Annotated in this window: 24 protein-coding genes; 8 read left to right on the top strand and 16 right to left on the bottom strand. The window is 70.9% G+C overall.

The window, feature by feature from the left end; all coding sequences use genetic code 11:
- Nucleotides 1-11 precede the first annotated feature (11 nt).
- The gene (locus ADX84_RS08100) at nucleotides 12-617 is read left to right on the top strand and encodes a malonic semialdehyde reductase (RefSeq protein ID WP_049569930.1); all 606 of its coding nucleotides are present in this window, start codon (nucleotides 12-14) and stop codon (nucleotides 615-617) included.
- Nucleotides 618-667: 50 nt separating this feature from the next.
- Here the strand turns inward: ADX84_RS08100 and ADX84_RS08105 are convergent, their stop codons facing one another.
- The 6 genes from ADX84_RS08105 to ADX84_RS08130 form a co-directional block, all read right to left on the bottom strand.
- Nucleotides 668-2,335 carry a PP2C family protein-serine/threonine phosphatase gene (locus ADX84_RS08105; RefSeq protein ID WP_049569933.1) on the bottom strand — a complete coding sequence of 556 codons (1,668 nt, stop codon included), beginning with the start codon at nucleotides 2,333-2,335 and terminating at the stop codon, nucleotides 668-670.
- Nucleotides 2,332-3,378 (bottom strand): SpoIIE family protein phosphatase, encoded by a 1,047-nt coding sequence (locus ADX84_RS08110; protein WP_049569937.1) that lies wholly within the window; start codon nucleotides 3,376-3,378, stop codon nucleotides 2,332-2,334. The genes ADX84_RS08105 and ADX84_RS08110 overlap by 4 nt, the downstream gene beginning before the upstream one ends.
- Nucleotides 3,375-3,812, bottom strand: coding sequence for an anti-sigma regulatory factor (locus ADX84_RS08115; RefSeq protein WP_234003869.1), 438 nt, complete (start codon nucleotides 3,810-3,812; stop codon nucleotides 3,375-3,377). The genes ADX84_RS08110 and ADX84_RS08115 overlap by 4 nt, the downstream gene beginning before the upstream one ends.
- Nucleotides 3,809-4,225, bottom strand: a complete 417-nt coding sequence (locus tag ADX84_RS08120) for an STAS domain-containing protein (protein ID WP_049569941.1) — start codon at nucleotides 4,223-4,225, stop codon at nucleotides 3,809-3,811. The genes ADX84_RS08115 and ADX84_RS08120 overlap by 4 nt, the downstream gene beginning before the upstream one ends.
- Nucleotides 4,226-4,245: 20 nt before the next feature.
- Nucleotides 4,246-5,124: an STAS domain-containing protein gene (locus tag ADX84_RS08125; RefSeq protein WP_049569945.1), complete on the bottom strand. Its 879-nt coding sequence runs from the start codon at nucleotides 5,122-5,124 to the stop codon at nucleotides 4,246-4,248.
- A 96-nt stretch (nucleotides 5,125-5,220) separates the two neighbouring features.
- A complete protein-coding gene (locus tag ADX84_RS08130; RefSeq protein WP_049569949.1) occupies nucleotides 5,221-6,387 on the bottom strand; it encodes a PP2C family protein-serine/threonine phosphatase in 1,167 nt (388 codons plus the stop codon).
- 169 nt (nucleotides 6,388-6,556) lie between these two features.
- Here ADX84_RS08130 and ADX84_RS08135 point away from each other — a divergent pair, with 169 nt between their 5' ends.
- Nucleotides 6,557-7,054, top strand: coding sequence for a MarR family winged helix-turn-helix transcriptional regulator (locus ADX84_RS08135; protein ID WP_199776511.1), 498 nt, complete (start codon nucleotides 6,557-6,559; stop codon nucleotides 7,052-7,054).
- A gap of 271 nt (nucleotides 7,055-7,325) precedes the next feature.
- On the opposite strand, the gene ADX84_RS08140 is transcribed toward ADX84_RS08135, so the two are convergent.
- From ADX84_RS08140 to ADX84_RS08175, 8 genes are all read right to left on the bottom strand, one after another.
- Complete coding sequence (locus tag ADX84_RS08140) at nucleotides 7,326-8,156, bottom strand: glycosyltransferase (protein ID WP_199776512.1); 831 nt, start codon at nucleotides 8,154-8,156, stop codon at nucleotides 7,326-7,328.
- Nucleotides 8,157-8,444: 288 nt separating this feature from the next.
- Entirely contained in the window at nucleotides 8,445-9,215 is a 771-nt protein-coding gene (locus ADX84_RS08145) for a CDP-alcohol phosphatidyltransferase family protein (RefSeq protein ID WP_049569958.1), read from the bottom strand.
- Nucleotides 9,193-10,242 (bottom strand): iron-containing alcohol dehydrogenase family protein, encoded by a 1,050-nt coding sequence (locus tag ADX84_RS08150; RefSeq protein WP_017542149.1) that lies wholly within the window; start codon nucleotides 10,240-10,242, stop codon nucleotides 9,193-9,195. Before ADX84_RS08150 ends, ADX84_RS08145 begins: the two co-directional genes overlap by 23 nt.
- Nucleotides 10,243-10,247: 5 nt before the next feature.
- On the bottom strand, nucleotides 10,248-10,979 hold the full coding sequence (locus ADX84_RS08155) for a sugar phosphate nucleotidyltransferase (protein ID WP_049569964.1): 732 nt from the start codon (nucleotides 10,977-10,979) through the stop codon (nucleotides 10,248-10,250).
- A 33-nt stretch (nucleotides 10,980-11,012) separates the two neighbouring features.
- The gene (locus ADX84_RS08160; RefSeq protein ID WP_234003871.1) at nucleotides 11,013-11,654 is read right to left on the bottom strand and encodes a DUF5941 domain-containing protein; all 642 of its coding nucleotides are present in this window, start codon (nucleotides 11,652-11,654) and stop codon (nucleotides 11,013-11,015) included.
- A gap of 104 nt (nucleotides 11,655-11,758) precedes the next feature.
- Entirely contained in the window at nucleotides 11,759-12,529 is a 771-nt protein-coding gene (locus ADX84_RS08165) for a hypothetical protein (RefSeq protein WP_049569972.1), read from the bottom strand.
- 188 nt (nucleotides 12,530-12,717) lie between these two features.
- On the bottom strand, nucleotides 12,718-13,659 hold the full coding sequence (locus tag ADX84_RS08170) for an ABC transporter ATP-binding protein (protein WP_049569975.1): 942 nt from the start codon (nucleotides 13,657-13,659) through the stop codon (nucleotides 12,718-12,720).
- Nucleotides 13,659-14,504 carry an ABC transporter permease gene (locus tag ADX84_RS08175; protein WP_017542154.1) on the bottom strand — a complete coding sequence of 282 codons (846 nt, stop codon included), beginning with the start codon at nucleotides 14,502-14,504 and terminating at the stop codon, nucleotides 13,659-13,661. The genes ADX84_RS08170 and ADX84_RS08175 overlap by 1 nt, the downstream gene beginning before the upstream one ends.
- 603 nt (nucleotides 14,505-15,107) lie before the next feature.
- On the opposite strand from ADX84_RS08175, the gene ADX84_RS08180 reads away from it, so the two are divergent.
- Together ADX84_RS08180 and ADX84_RS08185 are read left to right on the top strand one after the other, a co-directional pair.
- Nucleotides 15,108-15,854, top strand: coding sequence for a 2-C-methyl-D-erythritol 4-phosphate cytidylyltransferase (locus ADX84_RS08180; RefSeq protein ID WP_049569978.1), 747 nt, complete (start codon nucleotides 15,108-15,110; stop codon nucleotides 15,852-15,854).
- A complete protein-coding gene (locus ADX84_RS08185) occupies nucleotides 15,851-16,627 on the top strand; it encodes a glycerophosphodiester phosphodiesterase (protein WP_049569981.1) in 777 nt (258 codons plus the stop codon). Before ADX84_RS08180 ends, ADX84_RS08185 begins: the two co-directional genes overlap by 4 nt.
- Before the next feature lie 39 nt (nucleotides 16,628-16,666).
- On the opposite strand, the gene ADX84_RS08190 is transcribed toward ADX84_RS08185, so the two are convergent.
- Nucleotides 16,667-17,737, bottom strand: coding sequence for a DUF4429 domain-containing protein (locus ADX84_RS08190; RefSeq protein ID WP_049569984.1), 1,071 nt, complete (start codon nucleotides 17,735-17,737; stop codon nucleotides 16,667-16,669).
- Between the two features lie 141 nt (nucleotides 17,738-17,878).
- The gene (locus ADX84_RS08195) at nucleotides 17,879-18,898 is read right to left on the bottom strand and encodes a glycosyltransferase family 2 protein (RefSeq protein WP_049569988.1); all 1,020 of its coding nucleotides are present in this window, start codon (nucleotides 18,896-18,898) and stop codon (nucleotides 17,879-17,881) included.
- Between the two features lie 343 nt (nucleotides 18,899-19,241).
- Here ADX84_RS08195 and ADX84_RS08200 point away from each other — a divergent pair, with 343 nt between their 5' ends.
- The 4 genes from ADX84_RS08200 (at nucleotide 19,242) to ADX84_RS08215 (ending at nucleotide 23,561) form a co-directional block, all read left to right on the top strand.
- A complete protein-coding gene (locus ADX84_RS08200) occupies nucleotides 19,242-20,756 on the top strand; it encodes an LCP family protein (RefSeq protein ID WP_049569991.1) in 1,515 nt (504 codons plus the stop codon).
- 20 nt (nucleotides 20,757-20,776) lie between these two features.
- Nucleotides 20,777-21,493 carry a hypothetical protein gene (locus ADX84_RS08205; protein ID WP_049569994.1) on the top strand — a complete coding sequence of 239 codons (717 nt, stop codon included), beginning with the start codon at nucleotides 20,777-20,779 and terminating at the stop codon, nucleotides 21,491-21,493.
- Nucleotides 21,494-21,758: 265 nt separating this feature from the next.
- The gene (locus ADX84_RS08210) at nucleotides 21,759-23,090 is read left to right on the top strand and encodes a UDP-glucose/GDP-mannose dehydrogenase family protein (protein WP_049569998.1); all 1,332 of its coding nucleotides are present in this window, start codon (nucleotides 21,759-21,761) and stop codon (nucleotides 23,088-23,090) included.
- Between the two features lie 126 nt (nucleotides 23,091-23,216).
- Complete coding sequence (locus tag ADX84_RS08215) at nucleotides 23,217-23,561, top strand: hypothetical protein (RefSeq protein ID WP_049570026.1); 345 nt, start codon at nucleotides 23,217-23,219, stop codon at nucleotides 23,559-23,561.
- Nucleotides 23,562-23,720: the final 159 nt, after the last annotated feature.

The following is a 23,720-nucleotide window of genomic DNA, read 5'->3' on the forward strand; positions in this document are numbered from 1 at the left end:
GAGGTTTCCCTATGAGTGACGCCCTCGTCCTGTCCAAGGACGCGCAGGACCTGTTGTTCCGCAGCGCCCGCACCGCCAACTCCTTCACCGACGAACCGGTGACCGACGAGCAACTGCGCGCCATCTACGACCTGGTCAAGTTCGGCCCCACGGCGATGAACAACCAGCCGCTCCGTGTGACGGCTGTCCGCTCCCCCGAGGCCCGCGAGCGCCTCGTCAGGCACATGGGCGGGAACAACGCGCCCAAGACCGCCAAGGCCCCGCTGGCCCTGGTGCTTTCGGCGGACAGCTCCTTCCACGAGCACTTCCCCACGACCTTCCCCGTCCTGCCGGACGCCCGCGAGAACTTCTCCGGCATGCCGGTCGAGGCCCGCGAGGACATGGCCCTGCGGAACGCCTTCCTCCAGGTCGCCTACCTGATCGTCGGTGTGCGCGCCGCCGGTCTGGCCGCCGGACCCATGACCGGTTTCGACGCCGAGGGCCTGCGCGAGGAGCTCTTCGGCACGGACTCCACCCAGACCCCGGTGGTCGTGATGAACATCGGCCGTCCCGGCCCCGACGCCTGGTTCGACCGTCTCCCCCGCCTGGACTACGAAGCGGCCGTCACCGAGATCTGATCCCACCGCGAGCGAGGGGCGGGGTGCCCACACGGCGCCCCGCCCCTTCGTCATGCCGGGTGCGGCACCGGCCCGAGCACCAGCATGCAGACGTCGTCGTCGTAGGCGTGCCCGCGAAGCGCCGAGGCCAGCAGCAGGTCCGCGGACTCCTCGGACCCTTGGGACCGCCGGGCGGCGTCGCTGAAACTCGCGGTCAGCCGCTCGATCCCGGCGTCGATGGGCTCGCCCCGGCGCTCGACCAGACCGTCGGTGTACAGCAGCAGGGCACCGCCCGGCGGGATCTCCACGCGGTTGTCCGTGTAGGTGAGGTCGATCGGAAGGCCCAGCATCCCGCCGGAGACAGGCTCGAGCGGGGCCGCCTCCCCCGGTCCCGTGCGCAGCAGCGGAGGCGGGTGCCCCGCCGACGCCAGGGTCACCTCGGGGTCGCCCGGGCGGAAGCGGACGATGACGGCCGTGGCGAACAGGTCCGGTTCCAGCCGGTCGAGCAACCGGTGCAGGAGTCCCAGGAGCGCCGCCGGGCTGCGCTCGTCCACGGAGTAGGCGCGCAGGGCGGTCCTCAGCTGGCCCATGGTGACCGCCGCGTGGATGCCGTGCCCGGTGACGTCTCCGACCACGCCGATGTACTCGCCGTTCTCCAGCGGGAAGACGTCGTACCAGTCGCCTCCCACGTTCATGCCGTCCTCGGCCGGCAGGTAGCGCGCGGCCAGCTCCAGGCCCGGGACCTGGGGCAGACGGGTCAGCATGGCCCGTTGGAGTGCCGCCGCGGTGTCGCGCTCGTGTTCGAAGCGCTGGGCGTTGTCCATGGCCGTGGCGACCCGCCGCGCCAGCTCCCCCAGCATGACGTCGTCGTCGGCGGCCCCGGCCTCGCGGTGGAGGACCATCGCGCCCAGCGAACGGGGGGCCAGGAGGAGCGGGAAGGCCGTGCCCACCACGCCCCCGCGCGAGGCCTCGCCGTGCACCGGGCGTCGTTCCGCCACCGCTCGGACGGCCGTGTCCGGGGCCTCCCGCCCCTCGGAGTCATCCATCGGGACCAGTGCGCCGTCCTCGACCACCCACAGGTCGACCGCGGACGCGTACGACGGGATGAGCAGCTTCTCCAGGCGTCCGCGGATCTCCGAACGCTGGAGGGTGGCCATGAGCTGGGCGCTCGCGGCGGACAGGAAGGTCAGCCGGTTGCGCGCGGTCTCGGCCTCGTCCCGGGCGGCCCGCTCCGCGCCCAGCAGTCTCCGCTGTTCGTCACTGGCCTGCGCGAGTTCGGCGTGCAGGGCCAGCACGCCCAGGTTGGTCTCCTCCAGCTCCCGCTGGTGGGAGGCGAGTTCCCGGGCCCGCTCCGTGGCCAGCCCGGCCAGCCTCCTCCGCTGCCGGTCGTCGGCCAGCTGTTGGGCGGCCAGCAGTTCGACCTCCGAGGCGGGCGCCTCCAGAGCCGCGTCCGGGAGGGGATCGTCCAGGACCAGGGAACGGGACCAGGCCCCGTCCGGGTCACCGCCGTCCTCGAGCACGTTCGCCCGCAACTCGCGCAGGTCGTCCGACGCCTCCAGCCGCAGCACCGCGCCACCGGCCTCAACCCCGTTCAGGGCGCGCTCAGTGGTGGCGGAGAGGAACTCCGCGTCCTCGTCGGTGGTGCGCTCACCCACGCGGAGGACGTGTCCGACGCGGGCACGCACCAGTGCCACGTCCACGGGCGAGTGGACGCGCTCGTTCAGCAGGAGGTGCCTCATTCCCTCTCCCAGTCGAAGCGTCCTGTGTGCAGGACGACGGCGACGGCCGTGTCGTCCCGCATGGGGCGGGCGGCACTGCCCGAATCCCGGAACACCCGCCCCGCGATCAGCGCGGCGTCCCTGTCCGCCAGGCGTTCGATCCCGTCCGGGGACCACCGGCTGGGCAGCCCGTCGGTGCACAGCACCAGGACGTCGCCCGGGTGCCACTCCCTGCGGACCGGTACCGGGGTACGCAGCCCGAAGGCGCCGACGATGCCGGGCCGGGAGAGGAGTGTCTCCCATTGACCGCCGCTGTACAGCCGGGCGCCGATGTTGCCCACGCCGCAGAAGTTCAGTCGGTGCGCCGACTCGTCGATGTCGGCCACCGCCAGTGCCGCCCCGCGAGTGGACCGCAGCTCCGTGTGCAGGAGCCGCAGCAGGTCCTCGGGCCTTCCACCCGCCCTGCTCCGCACCATGCGGGCGGCGGCGTCACTGGCCGCGGCCGCTTCCGGACCGTGCCCGAGGCCGTCCGCCAGCATGACGGTCCGGTGCCCCGAGGCGCTGCGGAAGGCGAGCCCGTCACCCGACTCGGGCGCACCTCCCAACGGCAGGTGAAGGCCCCCCGTGACGGCGGGCTCGGCGAAGGGTCCGCGGGAACCGGCCGGGGCCAGCCTGGCCAGGGCGAGGGTCCCCTGACCGAGCACGCTGTCCACGGCGAAGTAGTCGCAGGCCCGGACACAGGCCCCCAGTCCGGTGCCGAGGGAGCTCCCCGTGGTGAAGCCGTCGGTCATGGCCCGGTCGACATCGCGCATACCGGGCCCGTGGTCCAGGGCGAGGATCTGGAGGGCCCGGGCGTTGCCCCACGGGTCACGGGCGACCTCGGCGACGATCCTGCCACCACCCGCGTACTTGACCGCGTTGGTGGCCAGTTCCGTCGCCACCAGGGCCGCGTCACCGGCACGGACCCGGTCCAGCCCCGCGGCCTCGGCGGCATCCTCGGCCGCTTCCCGGGCCCGGCGGACCAGTGTGGAGTCGCTGACCGACACGTCCCAGACCCTGGTCATCGGAGTCCGTGGGGTTGGGGTCCCGACCACAGGGTGATGGTGACGGCGGTGCCCTCCCCGGGAGCGGTCCGTACGGAGAAGTCGTCGACGAGGCGTTTGGAACCGCTCAGCCCCATACCGAGCCCACCGGCCGTGGAATAGCCGTCGTCCAGGGCACGGTCGACGTCGGCGATGCCGGGTCCCTGGTCAGTGAAAACCAGGGTGACCCCGTCCCCGCCGCCGCCGTCGGTGACGGCCTCCACGGTGACGTACCCGCCACCTCCGTGGACGAGGGTGTTGCGGGCCAGCTCGCTGGCGGCGGTCACCAGCTTGGTCTGCTGGACCAGCCCGAACCCGAGGTCCTGGGCCAGGCCACGAACGCGCTGGCGCACCGTCATGAGGTCGGCGTCGTTGCGGACCGGCAGGCTCAGGTCGGTGCGCTCGTCCGCGCTCACGACTGGTCCCAGTCGGTGTCCCTGGCGGCGAGCCGCGTCCCGGTCTCCCTGATCTCCACTCCGAAGCGCGACGCCGCCTCGGAGAGCGTCCGGGCGGTGTCGAGCCCCGGCAGTGTGAGACCGAGTTCGACCAGGGTGATGGCGACGCTCGGCCTCATGCCCACCAGCACCGCCTGGGCCGCCAGGAGCCGGGCGCTGGCGGCCAGCTCCGCCAGGACCCTGGCGAGGAAGGAGTCGACCATGTCGAGTCCGCTGATGTCGATGATCACGCCGCGGGCCCCCGTGGAGGACACGGCGAGGGTCACGTCCGTCCGTAGGTCGACGGCCGCGTGGTCGGGGAGTTCTCCCTGGATACTGACGAGCAGGATGCCACCCAGGTCCAGGACGGGGACGGGGGATGCTCCAGGCTGCACAGGCGGGTCCGATCGGTGAGTCAGTCGCGGGGGGTGAGCCCCTGGGCCTTCGCGTTCTGCCTCTCCAACGCTAGTTCGAGTGCGTCGGCGAGGGTGGCTCGGGTGGTGACCGGGCCGAGGTCGAGTCCGAGCTGGACCATGGTCTGCGCGATCGCGGGCCGGATGCCGGAGATGACGCAGTCGGCGCCCATGAGGCGCGCGGAGGCGACCGTCTTCATCAGGTGCTGGGCGACGAGGGAGTCGACCGTGGGCACCCCGGTGATGTCGAGGATCGCCATCGTCGCGTTGTGCTCGACGATGGCCTCCAGGAGGTTCTCCATCACCACCTGACTGCGTGCGCTGTCGAGCATGCCGATCAGCGGCACGGCCACCAGCCGGTCCCAGAGCTTGATGACCGGCGTGGCCATCTCCATCAGCTGCTGGCGCTGGCGGTCCACGATCTCACGGTTCTCGTGGAGCGTCGTCTCGATGACGACGACCCGCAGGGTGGACAGGAGTTCGGTCCACAGCAACCGGGCCCGGAGCACGTCGCCGTCGCCCGCGTCACCGGACTCGCGCTCCAGTATCTCCACCGGCGCGGTGCCGAGGGCCCCGACCTCGCGGTCGATCTGCCCGATGGACAGACCCGAGCGGGTACGGGAGGCGCTCATCGAGGCCAACTGTTGCCGGATCGTTCCGAACCCGGGGGCCTCGATGTCGCTCACGCGCCCGCTCTCCGCCACCTGGGCCAGGGACTCCAGTACGGCGTGGCAGGCCTCCACCGCCTCGTCCCGGGTGACGGTGAAGACCGCCTGGAAGAGTGGCAGGTCCGCCCAGCGCTGGGCGATCTGCTCGTTTCTCTCCCTCAGGATCCGAGCCACGGTCCGTGGCGCGTTCCCGGCAGTGGGGCCTTCGGTCATGTGGTTCCCATCGTTGCTAGCTTGTCGCCCGACAACTGTCTACCAGAATGTCCGGCCCGGGGTCGGTTCCCTACTGTGGTTCCCCCTGTGTGGGGCTCACACCTTGCCCCTCCAGTCAAGGCACACGACCAGCGCGTCGTCCTCGCTCCGCTCGCCGTGACGGTAGCCGCTCAGATTGCGCAGGATCTCCTGGGGGACCGAGGCGGCGGGCAGCAGGCGGGTCGCGAGGATCGAGCGCTCGAGCGCGCGCTGCCCGAAGGTGTCGGCGCCGGGGCCCGAGGCCTCGAACACCCCGTCGCTGACGAACACCAGCCGGTCCCCCGGTTGGACGGTGAAGCGCTGCGTCGTGTAGACGGTGTCCTCCGCCATCCCCAGCGGCATCTGCGCCTCGAAGGGGAAGTGCGCCACCGCGTCGTCCCTCAGGAGGTACAGACGGGGCGAACCGGCGTCCACCACCTCGACCTCACCGGTGGTCTGGTCGAAGGAGAGCAACAGGACGTCGAGGTAGAGCCCTCCCTGGTGCTGGGCGTAGACCGCCTGGTCGGCGAGGGCGACCTGGTCGGCGAGCGGGACGCCCGCCCTGCGGGCGTTGCGCAGCGCGTTCACCGCCAGGCTGGTGAGCAGCGAGGCCTCGATGCCCTCGCCCATGCCGTTGGTGACGCTGAGGACGAGGCGGTCGCCCCCGGCGGACCAGTCGAAGTTGTCGCCGTGGATGGCGTAGGCAGGCTCCAGTTGGGCTCCCAGACCGTACTCCGGGCACTCGTAGGCTCGGCCGGCCAGGAGGTCCCACTGGATCTCGGCGGCCAGGGTGAGCCGGTCGCGGCGCCGGACCGTCCGGTAGAGGTCCGTGTCCCGTTCGGCGACGAGCAGTTCGTGGCCCAGGGCCCGCGCGATCCGCTCCAGGTCCCCGAGCACGCGCTGATCCGGTGCGACGACGGGCAGTTCGACGACGAGTACCCCCATCCGGTCACCCCGCACGCTCACCGGAAGGCGCGCCACCGAGCGTCCCGCGCCCGGGAACCCCTCCACCAGTCGTTCCTGGGAACCGAACACCCTCCCGTCCGGGCTGTTGAACAGGGAGTGCAGACGCGGCTCCTCCCCGGGCTCGGTGACGTGGCACAGGGACGTCATCCCGTAGTCGGCCAGCAGCAGGTCCACCGCCAGCGCCTCGAAGTACTCGGTCAGAGCTCCGCGTAAAGCGGTCAGCAGTCCGTCGGGCCTGGCCTGCTGGAGGGCCCGTACGACTGCCTCGTAACCGTTCAAAGTCGTCAACCTGTGTTTTCTGTCAGGGGGAGTAGACGTACCCCCCGGATCTCCGGGAGGGTACGGGCGGCGGGCACGGAACCGGGCGTTCCGTTATGGTCTTGGAGATACCCGGCCGCCGTCCAAGGCGCGGGTCCCACTCACAACCGCGATGTGGTGAGGCTGGAAAGTGAGCGCTGAATCGCAGGAGAAGGCACATGACGCCACCCGGGTCGCCTCCGAGGCGACCGAGCTGATGGAGGTGTTGTGGGGCCGGGGGCGCGAGCTCGCGACAGCACCGGTCTCGGCGTCCCAGCTCAAGGTACTGTTCATCCTCGATGACGAGGACGGCGTGAACCTGCGGACCGTCACCGATCGTCTGGGCTCCACCCCTCCGTCTGTCAGCAGACTGTGTGACCGCCTGGAGGCGGTCGGCTTCGTACACAGGACCTCCAGCCCCAGCAGCCGTCGCGAGCTGAGGGTCTGGCTGACCGAGAGCGGGCGCTCCTTCATGCGGGACCTCCGCGCCCGGCGGGAGCGTGAGCTCCACGCCGTGATCGCCCGTATGCCCCCGAGGAAACGGGCGATGCTGCTGGAGGGCCTCGCTGCCTTCCGTGAGGCGGCGAACCGTGTCGACGGTGACACCGCGGAGGCCGGACACGAGCGGCTGGGATTCCGCACGGCGTGAACCTCCGCCGTCCGGTACCCCTCCCACTCGAGAACAATGCCCACATCGTCAACTATTGTCAAGAAGCAACAGTCTGGTCGGCTTCCCGAGGGGTCAGGCGCACCCGGACCCCACGCACGAGCGCTCCCCAGGAGCCGGTCCGAAAGCGTCGGTCCGGCTCCTGGGGAGCGATCCACGGGGCGCGCACCGTTGGTGCCGACGCCCCGATCCTGTCTTCGTCTGTCTCCCGCCCGAACGGGGGGCAGCCCGCGCGCGGCGGGCCGGTGGTCCGTCAGATGACCGGGGGTCGACCGGCCCGGGTCATCCGCCAGGCGGTCCGCCAGCTGATCGGCGTTCGGCGGCCCGCGTCCTCGCGCCAGCCCTCACGGAACCCGGCGAACCACGACTTCAGGGCGGCGCCGTCGCGCTCGCGCAGGACGGTCAGCCCCACCCAGGTGCCCAGGTAGGCGAAGGCCAGGAGCCACGGCAGGTTGCGGCGGGCCAGCCACACCCGGTTGCGGGCGTTGAGCCGGTAGAAGTTCTCGTGCCGGGTCGGCGCCACCGCGGGGTGGTACATCACGGCCTCGGCGTCGTACTCGATCGTGTACCCGGCGTCCATGATCCGCCAGGCAAGGTCGGTCTCCTCGTGGGCGTAGAAGAACTCGCCCGGCAGGCCCCCGCCCTCGTCGAAGGCGGTGCGGCGCACGGCGCTGGCCCCGCCGAGGAAGGTGGTGACCACGCTCGACTTGCGGGAGTCCCCCACGCGCAGCCGGGGCACGTGACGGCGCTGGTCCGGTCCGCCGTCCGGGTCGGCGATCCGGAACGACAGCGCACCCAGCGTGAGGTCGGCGGCGAAACGGTCGCGCACGTGCCGGGCCAGGTCCATGGACCGGTACCAGCCGTCGTCGTCCAGGAACAGGATGACGTCTCCGCTGGTCGCCCGCACGCCCTCGTTACGGCCGGCGGGGATGCCCACGTTCTCCGGCAGGCGCACCGTGGTGACGCCCTCGGGCAGCTCGGGCAGGTCCGCGCCGTTGCCGACGACGACCACCTCGACGTCGGCACCCTGCTGCTCGAACACGCTCGTGATCGCACGCCGCAGCTCGGCCGGACGGTTGCCCATGGTGAGCAGGACACAGGACAGTGTGGGCTTTCCTGGCACCTCGGAGCTGCTCCGTTCGGCTCTGGGCGCACGGTTGTCGTGCGCCGTCGGCGCGCCGGAGCCTTGCGATGGAGGGATCACGGGTGTGGCCATGGTTGCGACCGTTCAGTGGACGACGTGCGGCTGACAGGTGGACACATGTCAACGTTCGCAGGAACAGACTAACGAAAGAATAAAAGCGACGTGTACGGAGCCACGGACGGGGTAACGTCCGCGGCTCCGTCAATGACGTCACGCGTCGGCGCGCCGCTACTCCAGGCGACGGGAGGCGAGCACGCTCACGAAGTGCGCGAAACTCATCAGCACCGCGACGGCGGCACAGGCCACGACCAGCACGCGGGTGGCCAGCAGGTCCCCGAGGAGGAGGTCGGCCACGGCCGCCACCACCACGATCAGGGACAGCTCCACCGCCTGGATCAGCCGGTGCACCTTCAGCGCAGAGGCGAGGCGGCGGGCCAGGCTCAGTCCCGAGGACTTCGGCCGCATGGCCTCCTCGGTGATCTTCTCCGGCAGCCCGGCCTTGGCCCTGGCCACCACCACGTTGTCGGTCTCGGCCTTGATGAGGACGACACCGAGCGCGGCGGCCATGCCCAGGATCACCCAGCCGCCCGCCTCGAACTCACCCTGGGCGCGGATGCCCAGGCCGACGAGCAGGGCGACCTCGGACACGTAGTGCCCGATGCGGTCCAGGTAGATCCCGGCGACACTCGTGCGTCCGGTGTACCGGGCCACCTCACCGTCGGAGCAGTCCAGCAGGAGGTAGACCTGCACGAACACCGCAGCGAGGATCGCCGACCACAGACCGCCGAAGGCCACGATCACCCCGGCGAGCACACCGAACACCATCATCAGGTACGTGATGGGGTTCGGCGGCACGCGCAGGCGCACGAAGAGCGTCGACAGGTACGGGGAGATGTCCCTCATGTAGAGACGACCCGCCCAGTGCTCCTCGTTGACGCGCTCCTTGATCCCCGCGGGCTGGCCGCCCGCGCGGACCTCAGCGACCGACGGCTTCGACATAGTCCGCGACACTCCGCCCGATCTCGTCCTCGGAGAGGTTCAGGTGTTCAAGGATGGTGAACCGGCCCGGGCGGGTACCCGGGGCGTGGGCCACCGCGCGCGCGAACGACGCCTCGTCGAGACCGACGTCGGAGGGCACGATCGGCAGCTGGTGGCGGATGAGGCAGTTCCTGATCTCCTCCAGCCGCGCCTGGGGCCAGTCCAGGTGCCTGACTCGCAGGTAGGACGCGAACAGCGCGCCCAGACCCGCGAGCTCACCGTGGTTGCTGGTGCCCGGGTAGAGCTGGGTGACGGCGTGCAGGATCTCGTGGCAGGCGCCACTGGCCGGACGGCTGGACCCGGCGACCGACATGGCCATGCCGGACAGCACCAGCCCCTCGGCCAGCACCTTGAGGAACCCGTCGGAGTCGATGGAGTCCGGGCGGTGCAGGACCGCCTCGGCCGCCACGCGCGCGAAGGTGACCGCCATGCCGTCGACCGGCTCGCCGTTCACCCTCCCGGCCAGTTCCCAGTCCTCGATGGCCGAGATGTTGCTGACCACGTCGCCGACGCCGGACCGGACCAGGTGCGGGGGTGCCGCCTGGACGTAGTCGACGTCGATGACGACCGCGATGGGCATGGTGACGCCGATCGACGGCTTACCGCCCTCGTGCTCAAGAGAGCTGACGGGGGAGGCGATGCCGTCGTGGGCCAGGTTGGTGGCCACGGCCACCATGGGGATGCCCGCCATGGTCGCGGCGAACTTGGTGACGTCGATGGTCTTGCCGCCACCGATACCGGCCACGGCCTCGTAGGCGCCGGAGCGCAGCTTCTTGCCGAGTTCGGTCGCGGCGTCGACGGTGCCTTCCTCGACCTGGAAGACCTCGCACTGCGGCAGGTCCAGGTCAGCGGCGATCTGCGCGCCCTGGCCCGGGCCCACCGCGACGGCGATGCGCCCCTCGGTGGCGATGCGGCGGTCGGCCAGCACCGTCCCGAGCGAGGCGATGGCTCCCCGGCGAACGTCGATCGCCAGCGGGGAGGGGAGCATTCGGGCTAGTAGTGGCACGCGATCTCCCTCGCCTTGGCCAGGTCGTCGTGGTTGTCGACCTCGACCCAGTCGACCTTGCCGATGGGGGCCACGGAGATCTTCTCGCCGCGACGGACCAGCTCCTGGTAGCCGTCCTCGTAGTACAGCTGCGGGTCGCGCTCCCAGGTGGCCTTCAGGGCGTCGGCCAGGCGCGGGGCCAGCGAACCCTCGATGAGGGTGGCGCCGATGTACTCACCGGCGGCAGTCGCGGGGTCCATGAGCTTGGTGATGGTGCTGAGGTGACCCTCCTCGTCGAGGGTCACCTTCATCTCCTCGTCGGCCAGGTTTTTCACGTTGTCCACCGCGAGGAGCAGTTCCGGCCCCCTGGCGGCGAGTAGCGTTTCCTCGACACTGACGGGATGGACGGTGTCACCGTTCACGAGGAGGACGCCCTCGGAGAAGAACTCACGCGCGGTCCACAGGGAGTAGGCGTTGTTCCACTCCTCGGCCTTGTCGTTGTAGCTGAGGGTGAGCTTGACGCCGTGGCGCTCCTCCAGCGCCGCCTTGCGCTCCTCCACGGCCTCGGCACGGTAACCGACCACGACGACGACGTCGGTGAGCCCGGCGGCGGCCAGGTTGCGCAGCGAGATGTCCATGATGGTCGTCTCGCCGTCGACGGGCACCAGGGCCTTGGGCAGGGTGTCGGTGTAGGGGCGCAGACGGCGCCCCGCGCCTGCGGCGAGAACCATTCCGAGCATGAGGGCGTGTTCCTCCTTAGTTCGAGGAGGCTCTCACGCCTCCCCGTTCGTTCCGGCGGCCGGTTGGCCCCCGTCTCCCTGGCGGGTGATCGGGTGATCCCCCAGGACGTCGGCGCCGTCGCCGCCTTCCTTCGCGGTGTTGACGCGGACGTCGGACACCGGTGTGGCGCTCCAGGTGCGCACGGCCTCGCGAACGAGCAGTATCGCCAGGTATGCGGCGAGTATGCCGTAGGCGGCGGTGAGGGCGGACAACGCGCCCCCGACCGCGATGGCGATCATGCGGCCGTCCCAGCCGAGCGCGGCGCACCGCACCCACGCCGGTCGGCTCACACCGACCGCGGGACGTGCGACGTCGTCGCGGTGGTGGCAGACGACCGTCCCCAAGAGTACGAACACCAGGGGACCGGGCACACCGGACGCGAGCCCGACCACCGTCAGGTAGCTGTACTCGGTGACGCGCAGGAGCGGGGGTACGAGCCAGTCGTACCGCCCGTCGTGGGGGTGGCCCGAGGCCAGACCGGACAGTAGCAGGGCAGCGACCGGTGCGAACAGGGTAATGCCTGTCGGCCGTCCCCCGTCCGCCGCGATCAGCACGAGGACGACGACGGCCCCGGTGACCGTGGTGAGCAGCGGTGGGGCCAGGCCCGGCACCAGCCTCCCCAGCAGCAGGCCCATGTGACTGTCATCACGGAGGAGGCGGAGGTCGGGGACGGTCGGACCGAGCCCCTCACGCGGGCTTCCCGTGGCCCGGTCGACTCTCGGAGCCGGCTCCGGCGCGCTCACGGACGGGACTCCCGCGAGGAGGTGCCGACCAGCTCACCGGTGATCGCGACAACACAGCCGACGACGAGGCTGAGGAAGGCGATCCGCGCGTCGAAGGCGACGGTGGCGACGGCGATGACGAGGAAGCGGGTGGGCTGGTCGAAGGCCATCGCCAGGCGGGCCAGGCCGACCAGGGAGAGATCCGCGACCGGCCCGGCGGGCCCGACGGCCTCGGCGCCGTCCGCCACCGGCCGGGCCCTGGTGGCGGTCTCGGTCGCGGCCTCCCCTGCGGCCCCGGACGGTTTCCGGGGCCGGGGCACGCGGGGCTCGGGGAGCCGGAGGCCCTCAGGACGACGCTGTGAGGGCAGGGCGAGGGGTTTCGGGTTCGAGGGCGCCGGAGGGGCCGAGCGGGCCACCAGAAGCGCGTCACGCAGGGCCAGGGCGATCAGCGCCCCGGCCGCCCACCCCCAGGCGCTGGAGAATCCGGCGGCGGCCGCCCCGAACGCCAGTCCGACGTAGACGACGTACTCGCGTAGCTGGGCGACCATGGACACCGTCCAGAGGGTGAGCGCGTCCCGCCGGTGGGCGCGCATCCGATCGCGGACGGCGTCAAGGCACAGGATCAGTCCGAGCAGGGCCGACCCGGCCACGGCGCCGACGGGATCCGCCCGGCTGAACCAGACCGCCGCGCCGACCGCCGCCACGAGGCTGATCCGGGTCACCCCCGATCGGGTGACGTGCCTGCGCTCCAATATGCGCGCGGTCACCCGCGCCAACGTGCCAGTCATGTCCGTGCCCTCCCAGTTTCAACTGAGAGTCACCGTCACTCACGCTCTGTGCGCAATCAACCACTGACACGCGTATGAGGGCGGTCGTCCGTCCTGCGAACCCCTGAGGGAATTACGGACAGTTCCAGACACGAAAGAGCGCACCTCCGGAACTGTCCGGGGTGCGCTCTTTGTGGGCTTTCGGGGGGTTAGGCGGCCTGTCCGCCGTCCTTGCCCTCGTCGCCGTCCTTGGGCTGCTCCGGAGCGGCGTCGCCCGGGGCGGGATCGGTGGTCTTCTCCTCGACCTCGATCTTCTTCTCCGCCGCCTCGGCGCGCTTCTTCTTCGCGGCGTCCTTCTTCTTGCGCTCGTCGATCTCCGCCTTGGTGTCCTCGTTGTAGGCGGCCAGCGCGGAGTCGATGTCAGTGTCCAGGGCGAGCGCGCCGCCCTTGATGTACAGACCCCGGTTGCAGAAGCGGCGCAGGTCCTTCTCGTTGTGCGAGACCAGCACCATGGTGCGCTCGTTGGCGAGCATGCGGTCGATGGCCTCGTAGCACTTGCGCTTGAAGGCCTTGTCGCCGACCGCGAGGACCTCGTCCACCAGCATGATCGGGTGCTCCAGCTGCGAGATGAGCGCGAAGCCCAACCGCACCTTCATGCCGCTGGAGTAGTGCCGCACCGGGGTGTCGATGAACTTCGGCTTGACCTCGGCGAAGTCGACGATGTCGTCGAAACGCTCGTCGATCTCCTTCTCGCTCATACCGTGCAGCGAGCCGACCAGGTACACGTTCTCGCGTCCGGTCAGGTTGTCGTTGAACCCGGCGCGCAGCTCCAGCAGCGGCGCCACCTTGCCGTGCACGCTGACCTTGCCCTCGTCGGGCAGGAGCACCCCGGCGATCATCTTGAGCAGGGTCGACTTGCCGGTGCCGTTCTTGCCGACGATGCCCACGCAGTCGCCCTTGGCGATCTCGAAGGAGACGTCGCGCAGCGGCCAGAACTCGTTGCCCTCGGCGTTGGGGTCGCGCTTGTTGCCGTGGATGAACATCTCACGGAGGCTGCGCTTGCGTCGGCGGTTCACGGCGAACTTCACACCGAGGCCCTCGGCCTCGATGACCGGACCGCTGGCGACCGCGGCCTCGTAGGTGGACGCCATCACAACTCCTTCAGAACGGACATCTCCAGGCGCCGGAACGTCCAGTACCCGATGACGAGCATCAGGATCGAACCGACCACCGCAGAGGTCAACGCGAGAGGACTGGGCGTGAGTTCCTCAAATCCGGCGAACCACACCGTACGGTGCATCTGGAAGATACCCATCAACGGGTTGAGCTCGTAGAGGGTCTTCGCCCAGCCGGGCGCACCCGAGCTCAGGACCATCGTGGCCGGGAACAGGATCGCCGACCCGTAGAACAGGATCCGGGTCAGGATACGTGTGAGTCGTTCCACGTCACGGAGCAACACGTTGACCGCGGACAGGAACAGGGTCACGCCGAGGCCGAACATGAAGGTCAGCACGATCGCCAGCGGCAACCAGAAGAGCATGCCCTCCCAGCTGAAGCGGCCGCCCAGGGCGAACACGAAGATCAGCAGGACCGGCCAGGTCAGCAGGTACTCGACGAACTTGGTGCCGACGGTGGCCATGGGGAAGATCTCACGGGGGACCTTCATGGTGGTGATCAGCTTCGAGTGCGTGATCATCGCTCGCGGGGCCTCACTGAGGATCGCCCCGAAGGTGGTCCACGGGAGGATGCCCGCGACGAGGAAGAGGATGTAACCACCCTGCGCCTTGGCATCCTCGGGTATGCCGCGGTCGGCCTGGAGCACATAACCGAAGATGAAGAAGTACACCAACGTCAGCGCGAGGGGTTCCAACATCGTCCAGGCGTACCCCAGCACGGACTGCTGGTACTTGACCTTCAGGTCGCGCCGGACCAGGAGGCCGACGACCTTCCGGTTCTCCCAGACGGCCAGCGTCCTTGACGCCACCGCCACCTCCAAGGTTTGAGATCGTCCGGATCACGATGTGCCGGACTGTCGCGTCTACGAACTCGCCTGCGCGCACCGACCGTCTACGCGGTCGCGCGGTCGGTTCCTCACCGGACCGGAAGAGGGGGCATCCGGGCGACCGGGGGAAGTCGCGCACCGCGCCCGTCTCCACTACCGAATCAGAGGAGGTAGGGACCGGGCACGCCCAACAGGCGTCCATAGGTTACCTCTGCATGGGACAGACCGTGCCAACCCCGTGCCGTGCTCGCCGCATTCGTGTGGTGAGCGACCGGGTCCGGGGCCGACGGGATCGCCGGTCACGCGCCCGCCGGGGTCGTCCGCCACACGGCCGGCCGGTTCGACTAGGGTCAGCGTTTCCACGCACCTTTGCCCAGCCGTTCCCCGTGCGTGTCCGCCACGGCCGTGGTGCCGACCGGACAGCTCAGCCGCGAGGAGGACCTGTCCACCTCGACTCGTGCGCGACGGGTCAAGCCGCCAGCGAGTAACGAGCCAGGCGTGGACGAGGATGCTGTGTTGCCTGAACCCCAGATCCCTCCGCGAAGGCGCCGAACACGGGCCGAAGCGGAGCGGAGGTCCAAAGAGAAAGGGAAACCCATGTCCACACGGGTGATCGCGGCGGTCCTGGCAGGAGGCGTCGGCTCCCGGATGGGCGCCCCCTCCCCCAAGCAACTGCTGCCGTTGGACGGTCGGCCCATCATCGAGCGGTCGATCGCGGCCTTCGAGGCGAGTCCCGAGGTGGACGAGATCGTGGTGCTGATGGTCGAGGAGTACGTGGGCCGGGTCGAGGAGATCGTGGCGGACGCCGGTTTCACCAAGGTGACCCGCGTGCTGCCGGGCGGGGAGACCCGGACCGACACCTCCTTCGCGGCGCTCTCGGCGATGGCGGGGGCGGCCGACACCGACCTGGTCCTGCTCCACGACGCGGCGCGTCCCCTGGTGCGGCCGGAGACGATCGCGGCCTGTGTCCGCGCGCTCGGTTCGGCCGGAGCCGTGGGGGTGGCGGTACCCAGCGGGGACACCGTGGTCGAGGTGGGTCCGGGGCGCGACGGCGGCGAGGCGATCGCGCGGACCCCCGACCGTTCACGGCTGCGCCGGATGCAGACGCCCCAGGGGTTCCGGCTGGGGGTGGTCCGGCGGGCCTACGAACTGGCGATGGCCGACCCCGAACTGGTGGCCACCGACGACTGCGGCGTGGTGCTGCGGTACCTGCCGGACGAGGAGGTCCGGATCGTGCACGGAGACGAGAGCAACATCAAGGTGACCAACCCGGGTGACGTGGAGGTGGCCGAGACACTGCTGCGCCGGTCCCGCGAGGGCGCCGGGCTGGGAGCGGCGTCGTGAGCGGGGTGTTCGAGGCGACCGAGGTGATCGGGCACCGGGGCGCGGGCCGGGGCGTGGTCGACGGGGCGACGGAGAACACGCCCGCCTCGTTCGAGCTGGCGGCGCGGTCCGGCGCGGACTGGATCGAGATCGACGTGCGCCGCACCGCCGACGACCGCCTGGTGCTCTTCCACAACGCCGCACTGGACGACGGCCGGGCGATCGTGGACCTCACCGAGGCGGAGTGCCGCGCGCGGGGGCTGGTCGGCCTGGAGGAGGGGTTGGCCGCGATCCCGCCCGAGCTGGGGCTGGACGTGGACGTGAAGACGGTGATGGAGGACGGGGTGGACGCTCCGTCGCGACGGACCCTCTCCCTGGTCCTGCCGATCCTGCGGCGTGAGGCCGGGCGCCGGAGGATGTTCGTGTGCTCCTTCGACCCCGGACTGCTGTTGGGGGTGCGCGAGGGGGCGCCCGGGGTGGCCACGGCGTGGATGCCGTACGTGCGCAACCCGGCGGACAGCGCGATCCCGGGCGCGGTGGGCATGGGCTGCCCGATCGTGGCGGTGGACGCCCGGGCCCTGGGTCTGGCGGCGGACGGGCCCCGGCCGGGCCGCCGCGCGCTGGAGTACACCGTGGAGACGGCGCACCGGGCCGGACTGGAGTTGATCTCCTGGTGCCCGGAACCGGTGGACGCGGCCCGCTTCGCGGCGGCCGGGATGGACGCCGTGGTCGTGGACGACGTGCCGGGAGCGGTGTCGGCGATCGGTGCCGGGGGCGCACTCGAAGCGGGCTAGGCCCCGTCCCGGGCACCCGGCGGCCCGGGGCCGACCCCCTCAGATCCGGTCGAGGAGTTCGGCCTTCTTCTGGCCGAACTCCTCGTCGGTGAGCAGGCCCTTGGCGTGCAGGTCGCCGAGGCGTTCGATCTGCTCGAAGATCCACGCCGTGTCCGCGCCCGCCGCCCCTGTGGCCGCGCCTTCCGGGGCCGGGGCCGGACCGACCCCTGCCGGGGCCTCCGGCTCGTCGTCGATCCGGGCGTTGCCTCCCCCGGGGAGGTTCACGGTGAGGCGGGGCGCGCGCACGGTCTCCATGGCGCTGCGGGCCGCGTGCTTCCACCACTCCGGGTCGTCGGGACCGGGCCGGGCGTCCTCCTCGGTGACGTCGCCCGGGCCGAGGGCGAGCCCGGCTGCGGCGCCGCGCGCCCAGCGGTGCGCCGTGACGGTGGCGGCGAGCAGGAAGACCTGGTGGATCTCGTTGCCCTCCTCGCCCGCCCGGAGGATGTTGAGGTCGTTCTTGGGTTTGCCCGAGGCCTCCTGCCCGCTCCCGTCCGTGACGAACCGGACGAAGCCCCAGCCCCAGTCGTCGAGCGGCGCCCATTCCACACCGTTGATGTCGGCGAGGGCGTACTCGCGGCGCTGTTTCTTCTTCTTGTAGCCGCTCGCGTAGGTGCCCGCCCAGACCAGGGTGAGCCGGTCGCCCTCCAAGCGCGCGGTGCCCTCGCAGGTCATGACGTGCAGCGGGAGGCCGGGGACCAGACGGGTGGGGGTCGAGGGGGCGGGTTCCTCCGCCTGGCTCGCGGCGAACCGGAGCTGGTCCGCCAGGTACTCGGCGACCAGCTCGGTCTTGGCCGGACCGGTGAGCCGGAAGGGCTGGGCCCTCTCGTCGAGCATCGCGCCCACGGCCGCGTAGGGGTCCATGCGCTCGTGCAGCCGCAGGTTCATCACCCAGCCGTTCCTGCGACCGGCTCCGGGACGGAAGTCGACGTCCCGGACCGCGGCGACCGGTACCTCCAGGTTGCCGAGGAGCTTGAGCAGCGGGCTCCTGAACCAGCCCTTCGTCTCGTACCTGATGGAGACCGACTCACCGTCGAACCCCCAGGCGGCCTGGTCACCACGCAACTCGTCCATTGGCACCATCTCCAGTTCTCCGCTGCCCCGATGAACCCTGCCTAGCAGAACGTCCGCCCTCGATCGAGGGCGGACGTCGTCCACTTGTGGCCGACGCGCTCGTGCGGCGGTCCGGGACCGCCGCACGCGGCCGGGGCGGGGTCAGGCGTTGCCGGACCCGCTCGCGGAGCCGCTGCTGGTGCGGGCGGTGCGGGAGTCGGCGCCGAGCCCGGACGGGCTGGTGATGAAGCCGATGCCCCACGACATGTGCATGGCGGCCAGCGCGACCGGGATGAGCGGCCACGAGGAGGCGGGCAGGCCGCGGGTGAGCGGCGCCGACGCGACGGTGATCAGGGCGAGGTAGGCGGCGGGCACCAGCCAGAGCGGCCAGAAGAACGCGCCGCCGACCAGACCGGTCACGACCCCCGCCACCGCCACCGGCGGGGCCAGGTAGCGCAGGTTGATGGTGCCCTTGTGCTGGCGGGCGACCACGCGCCGCCAGCGGCCGTAGTGGAAGTACTGCTTCGCGAGCAGCCTGACGTTGCGGCGCGGACGGTAGGAGACCCGCATCCGTGGCTGGAACCAGACGGTCCCGCCGGTGGTGCGGATGCGGTGGTTCATCTCCCAGTCCTGCGCCCGCAGGAACGCCTCGTCGTAACCGCCGACCCGCTCCAGGGCCGAACGGCGGAAGACACCGAGGTAGACGGTGTCGGCGGGGCCGCCCTCACCGCCGGTGTGGAAGCGGGCGTTGCCCACCCCCACCTTGGAGGTCATGGCGGCGGCGACGGCGCGCTCCCAGGGGGTGGTCCCCTCGGCCGCCATGATGCCGCCGACGTTGTCCGCCCCGGTCTCCTCCAGGGTCTCCACGGCCACCCGGAGGTAGTCCGAGGGCATCATCGCGTGACCGTCGATCCGGGCGACGACGTCGTGCGAGGAGGCACCGATGGCGGCGTTCAGCCCGGCCGGGGTCCTGCCCGTGGGGTTGTCCACCACCTTCACGCGCGGGTCGGCCGCGGCGAGGTCGTCGGCGACCTCACGTGTGCGGTCCGAGGAGGGGCCCACGCCCAGAACGACCTCCAGCTCGCCCGGGTACTCCTGGGCGAGGACGTGCTCCACCGCTGCGGCGAGGTGGCGCTCTTCGTTCAGTACGGGCATGACGACGGAGACAGGCGGCCAGGACACGGGCACTTCCCAAGGTCAAGACTGTCGGGACTGCGTGACACCGTGAGGGCTCCAGGGGCGCGGGGCCCCGGGCTCGCTCGACGGTGGCGCGGGCTCAACGGTACTGCACGCGGACCCACCGAACGGCCGGGTCGCCCGGGTGTGTGGGGGATCGCCGAGGGCGAACGTGAGACGAGACGATCGGGTCCCGGAGAACTCTTCCGCTGATCAAGGCGTCTCACCCAAAGGGGAGAACAACACGCCGAGGGTTGACATCCCGCACCCTTCGGCCGATCGGGTGACAACCTAGATACCCAGGTACCTATACCTAGGACACCGTTGAACGGGTGGGACGGGGACGCCGATGAGCGACGAGGACGCCGGACGGCAGAGGAACACGGGCGAGTTCCGACGTGAGCGCTCGCAGCCTCAGCCACCCGGTCGGCGGCGCTCGTCCCGGTCCGGCAGGTTCACCGTGCCCGAGCCGCGTGTGCGCCGCCACCGCAACGGACTGGTCCTGATGAGCGTGCTCTCGGTGCTGGTCCTGCTCGCCTCCGGCACCTCGTGGGCGATCACGGGGTGGATGTCCGGTTCCCTGAACCGGTTCGACGTGTTCGGCGGGCTCGCCGAGGGCGACCGCCCGGAGGACACCGGCGGGCTGACCTTCCTCGTCATCGGCTCCGACAGCCGGGACGAGATGAGCAAGGAGGACCAGAACGCGCTCAGCGTGGGCTCCACCCCCGGGCAGCGTTCCGACAGCATGATGCTGGTCCGCCTGAACCACGAGCGCGACCACCTCACCGTGGTGGGTCTCCCCCGTGACCTGTGGGTGGACATCCCCGGCGAGGGCGACGACAAGATCAACGCCGCCTACGCCTACGGCGGCCCACAGCTCGCCGTGCAGACGGTGGAGTCCGTCACCGACGTGCGGGTCGACCACTACGTCGAGGTGGACTTCAACGGGTTCGTCGAGGTGGTCGACGCGCTGGAGGGCATCGACGTGTGCCTGCCCGAGGCGATCAACGACCCCAAGGCGCAACTGGACATGCAGGCCGGGACGCACCGGGTGGACGGCTCGGAGGCGCTGGGCTTCGCCCGCACCCGGGCCACCGCCCGCGGCGACCTGGACCGGATCGACCGGCAGCAGCAGGTGCTGTCGGCCATGCTCGACCGGGCCATGAGCACCGAGACCCTCTCCGACCCGCGCAAGCTGACCGCGTTCCTGGACAGCGCGCTGTCGTCGGTGACCGTCGACGAGGGGCTGGACACCGGCACCATCAACGACCTCGCGTACCAGATGCGCCACCTCGACCTGGAGAACGTCACCTTCGCGCAGGTGCCCATCGCCGACATGGAGCACTGGACGCCGCGCGGCGACGTCGCCCTGCTGTGGGACGAGCCCGCGGCCCGGGAGATGTTCGCGGCGATCAACGCCGACCGCCCGCTGTCGGAGCCCGAGGACGAGCCGGAGGAGGCCGACGAGGGCGACGACGAACCGGCCCCGTCCGACGTCAGCCTGCGGGTGTTCAACGGCACGGCCACTCCGGGGCTGGGCGCCCAGATGGACGACCAGCTGACCACGGCCGGGTTCGACGTCACGGACGGGGCCGAGAACTGGAGCAGCCGGGACGTGGCCACCACGGAGATCAGGTTCGGCCCGGGCCAGGAGCAAGCCGCCGAGTACCTGGCGGGGACCCTCCCGGGTTCACAGACCGTCGAGGACCGGACCCTGGACGACGACCTCCAGGTCGTGATCGGATTCAACTACACGACGTTCGAGGCACCCCGGGTCGAGGCGACCGAGGCGGCGCCGGAGGAGGAGCCCTCCACCGGTGCCGAACCGGCCACCACGACCGCGAAGGACAACATCTGCGGCTAGCCCCGCGAAGGAAGGGACACGTGCTCCGCCACCTGGTCGGCCTGCTCGCCGGAATCGCCCTCGCCCCCGTGCTGTGGGCGGGTGTCGCCTGGTCCGCCGACCTCCTGCCAGAGATCACCCGGGGCGACGTGAGTGTCGCGGCGGTGTTCTCCGTGGTGGTGCTGTGCCTGGTGGGGATCGTCTGCGCCTATCTGGTGGCGTCCAGGTTCTCCCCGCTCGCGGCGGGCGCCTCCGGGCTGCTCCTCGTCGCGCTGTGCCTGTGGCCGGTGGTCGCGCTGGACTCGGTGGGACCAGCCCTGTACTGGCTCAACAAGGAGAGCTTCCTCTACCCCGACGGCGCGGGGATCGGTGTCGCGCTCCCTCTGGGCGTGCTGCTGCTGGTCTCCTCGACGACGCCGACCCGGTGGCGGGCGGCCAACGACGCCGGTCCGCTGGGCGGCGCCCCCTCACGGGAGCGGGTGGTGGCCAGCCACAGCCGCGAGGAGTTCCGGCGCGAGGCCGCCCCCGAGCCCGACGGGGAGTCGGTCAGGTTGGTCACCCCGGAACGGGCCTGGACCGACGGCGGGCCCGTGGGCGACACCGTTCCCGACGTGCCCCCGCCCGCCTCACCCGTGCGGCGGTATGACGATCCAAACAAGACCACGACACCGTTTCGTCGCGGCGAGACCGGCGCCGTGTGGACCCCCGTGGACGAGGAGCCCGGTCACACCCGGTCGTTCGACGACGGAAGGTACTAGTCGGCACAGGGTGTGCATTGCCACACGAAGCCTGACAGTCCTCCCCCGGTGCGGAACGCCCTCCGCCCGCCGGTAATCTGACCGCCTGACTGTTCACGTGTAGTTCGATCGAGCGCCAGACCCCGACGCGTAGGGTGATGCACCGTCCCCCCGGACAACCCGTCGGCCGAACCATGTCCGTTTTCTGCCCTCATGCGGGATGTGAGTCGCCACCAGCGGGCACACCAGCAGTTGAGGCGCATGCGGAAGCAAGGAAGGAACACCAGTGGTCGAAGCGGAACGTATGCGGGTCTCCGTCATCGGAACCGGCTACCTGGGCGCCACCACGGCCGCCTGCCTGGCCGAGATGGGCCTGGAGGTCATCGGCCTCGACGTCGACGAGGCCAAGATCAGCATGCTCCGCTCCGGCAGGGTCCCCTTCTACGAGCCCGGGCTCGACGAGCTGCTGACCGCCAACCTCCAGACGGGCCGGCTGCGCTTCACCACGGACTTCGCGGAGGTCGCCGAGTTCGCCGACCTGCACCTGATCTGTGTGGGCACGCCGCAGCGGGACGACTCCGGCGCCGCTGACCTGCGGTACGTCAACTCCGCGGTGGACCAGCTCGCGCCGCACCTGACCCGGCCGACCGTGGTGGTGGGCCGCTCCACCGTGCCGGTGGGCACCGCCGCCACCCTGGCCGCCCGCCTGGCCGCGCTCGCCCCGGTCGGCGAGGAGGCCGAGCTCGGGTGGAGCCCCGAGTTCCTCCGCGAGGGCTTCGGGGTGGAGGACACCCTGCGGCCCAACCGGATCGTGATCGGCACCGACTCCCCCCGAGTGGAGAAGGCGGTCCGCGCGCTCTGGCAGCAGCAGGTGGACGAGGGCACGCCGTTCCTGGTCACCGACCTCCAGACCGCCGAGCTGGTCAAGGTGTCCGCCAACGCGTTCCTGGCCACCAAGATCTCCTTCATCAACGCGATGGCCGAGGTGTCCGAGGTCGCGGGCGCCGACGTCATTCAGCTGGCCGAGGCCCTCTCCTACGACGACCGCATCGGCGGTAAGTTCCTCGGACCAGGCCTGGGCTTCGGAGGTGGCTGCCTGCCCAAGGACATCCGGGCGTTCATGGCCCGCGCCGACGAGCTCGGGGTGGAACCCGCCCTGTCGTTCCTGCGCGAGGTGGACGCGATCAACCAGCGCCGCCGGGCGCGCACGATCGACATCGCCCGCCAGCTGATCGGCGGCAACTTCGCCGGGCGCACCGTGACGGTCCTGGGCGCGGCCTTCAAGCCGAACTCGGACGACATCCGCGACTCGCCCGCGCTGGACGTGGCGTCCACCATCGCGTCCCTGGGGGCGCACGTGACCGTGTACGACCCGGCCGCCCTGGAGCGGGCGCGCGAGGCGCACCCGGAGCTGAACTACGCGGAGTCCACCCTGGAGGCGGCGCGCGGGGCCGACGTGGTCCTGCTGCTCACCGAGTGGGCGGAGTTCCGCGAGGCCAACCCGGAGGAGCTGGCCACGGTGGTGGCGCAGAAGAGGATCGTGGACGGGCGCAACGCGCTCGACCCGACCTACTGGCGCGCCTCCGGCTGGACCTACCGGGCGCTGGGCCGCCAGTAACGACAGCACCGAACGGCCGTCCCTGCGGGGGCGGCCGTTCGTCGTGTGCGCCGCACCCGTGATTGACTTCGCTCCGTACTCAATTCATGACCCTCGGTGTTCTCCGGGGCAGTCGAACGGAGCCCGATGTCGAAGTTCCCCCTGCTGGCCGGAGCCGCCCTCGCCCTGCTGGTGGCCGCTGCCACGCCCGCCCACGCCCAGTCCTCGGACTGCTCGGTACCCTCCTCCCAGCGTGACGCCCCCCGACCGGGACCGTCCGAGATCACCCGCGTGGACAGCCCGGGGACGGAGTACGAGCTCCTTGACGAACTGTCCCCCGTGGAGTGCCTGGACCGCTCGTGGACCATCAAGGGCACCTGGGACCACCGGGACCAGGGGTTCGTGGTCGCCGACGGCCAGCCGCTGAAGGACCTTCAGAAACTGCCCTCGGGCTGGATGCTGGACCGCTTCGCGTTCCCCTGGCGCGCGTAGGTCACGGCGCCCCGCAGAGGATGCGTCCACGTCGACGGCTACTCGGCCTGGCGCGGACCGGAAGGGTGACCGCCGCGAGGACGGCGGCGCCGGTCAGTGCCGCGGTGGAGACACCCGTGGAGTAGGCGTCGAAGGCGGTCTCCAGGAGGGTGCGGGCCT

It is taken from the genome of Nocardiopsis sp. SBT366 (assembly GCF_001083815.1).
GTDB lineage: Bacteria > Actinomycetota > Actinomycetes > Streptosporangiales > Streptosporangiaceae > Nocardiopsis > Nocardiopsis prasina.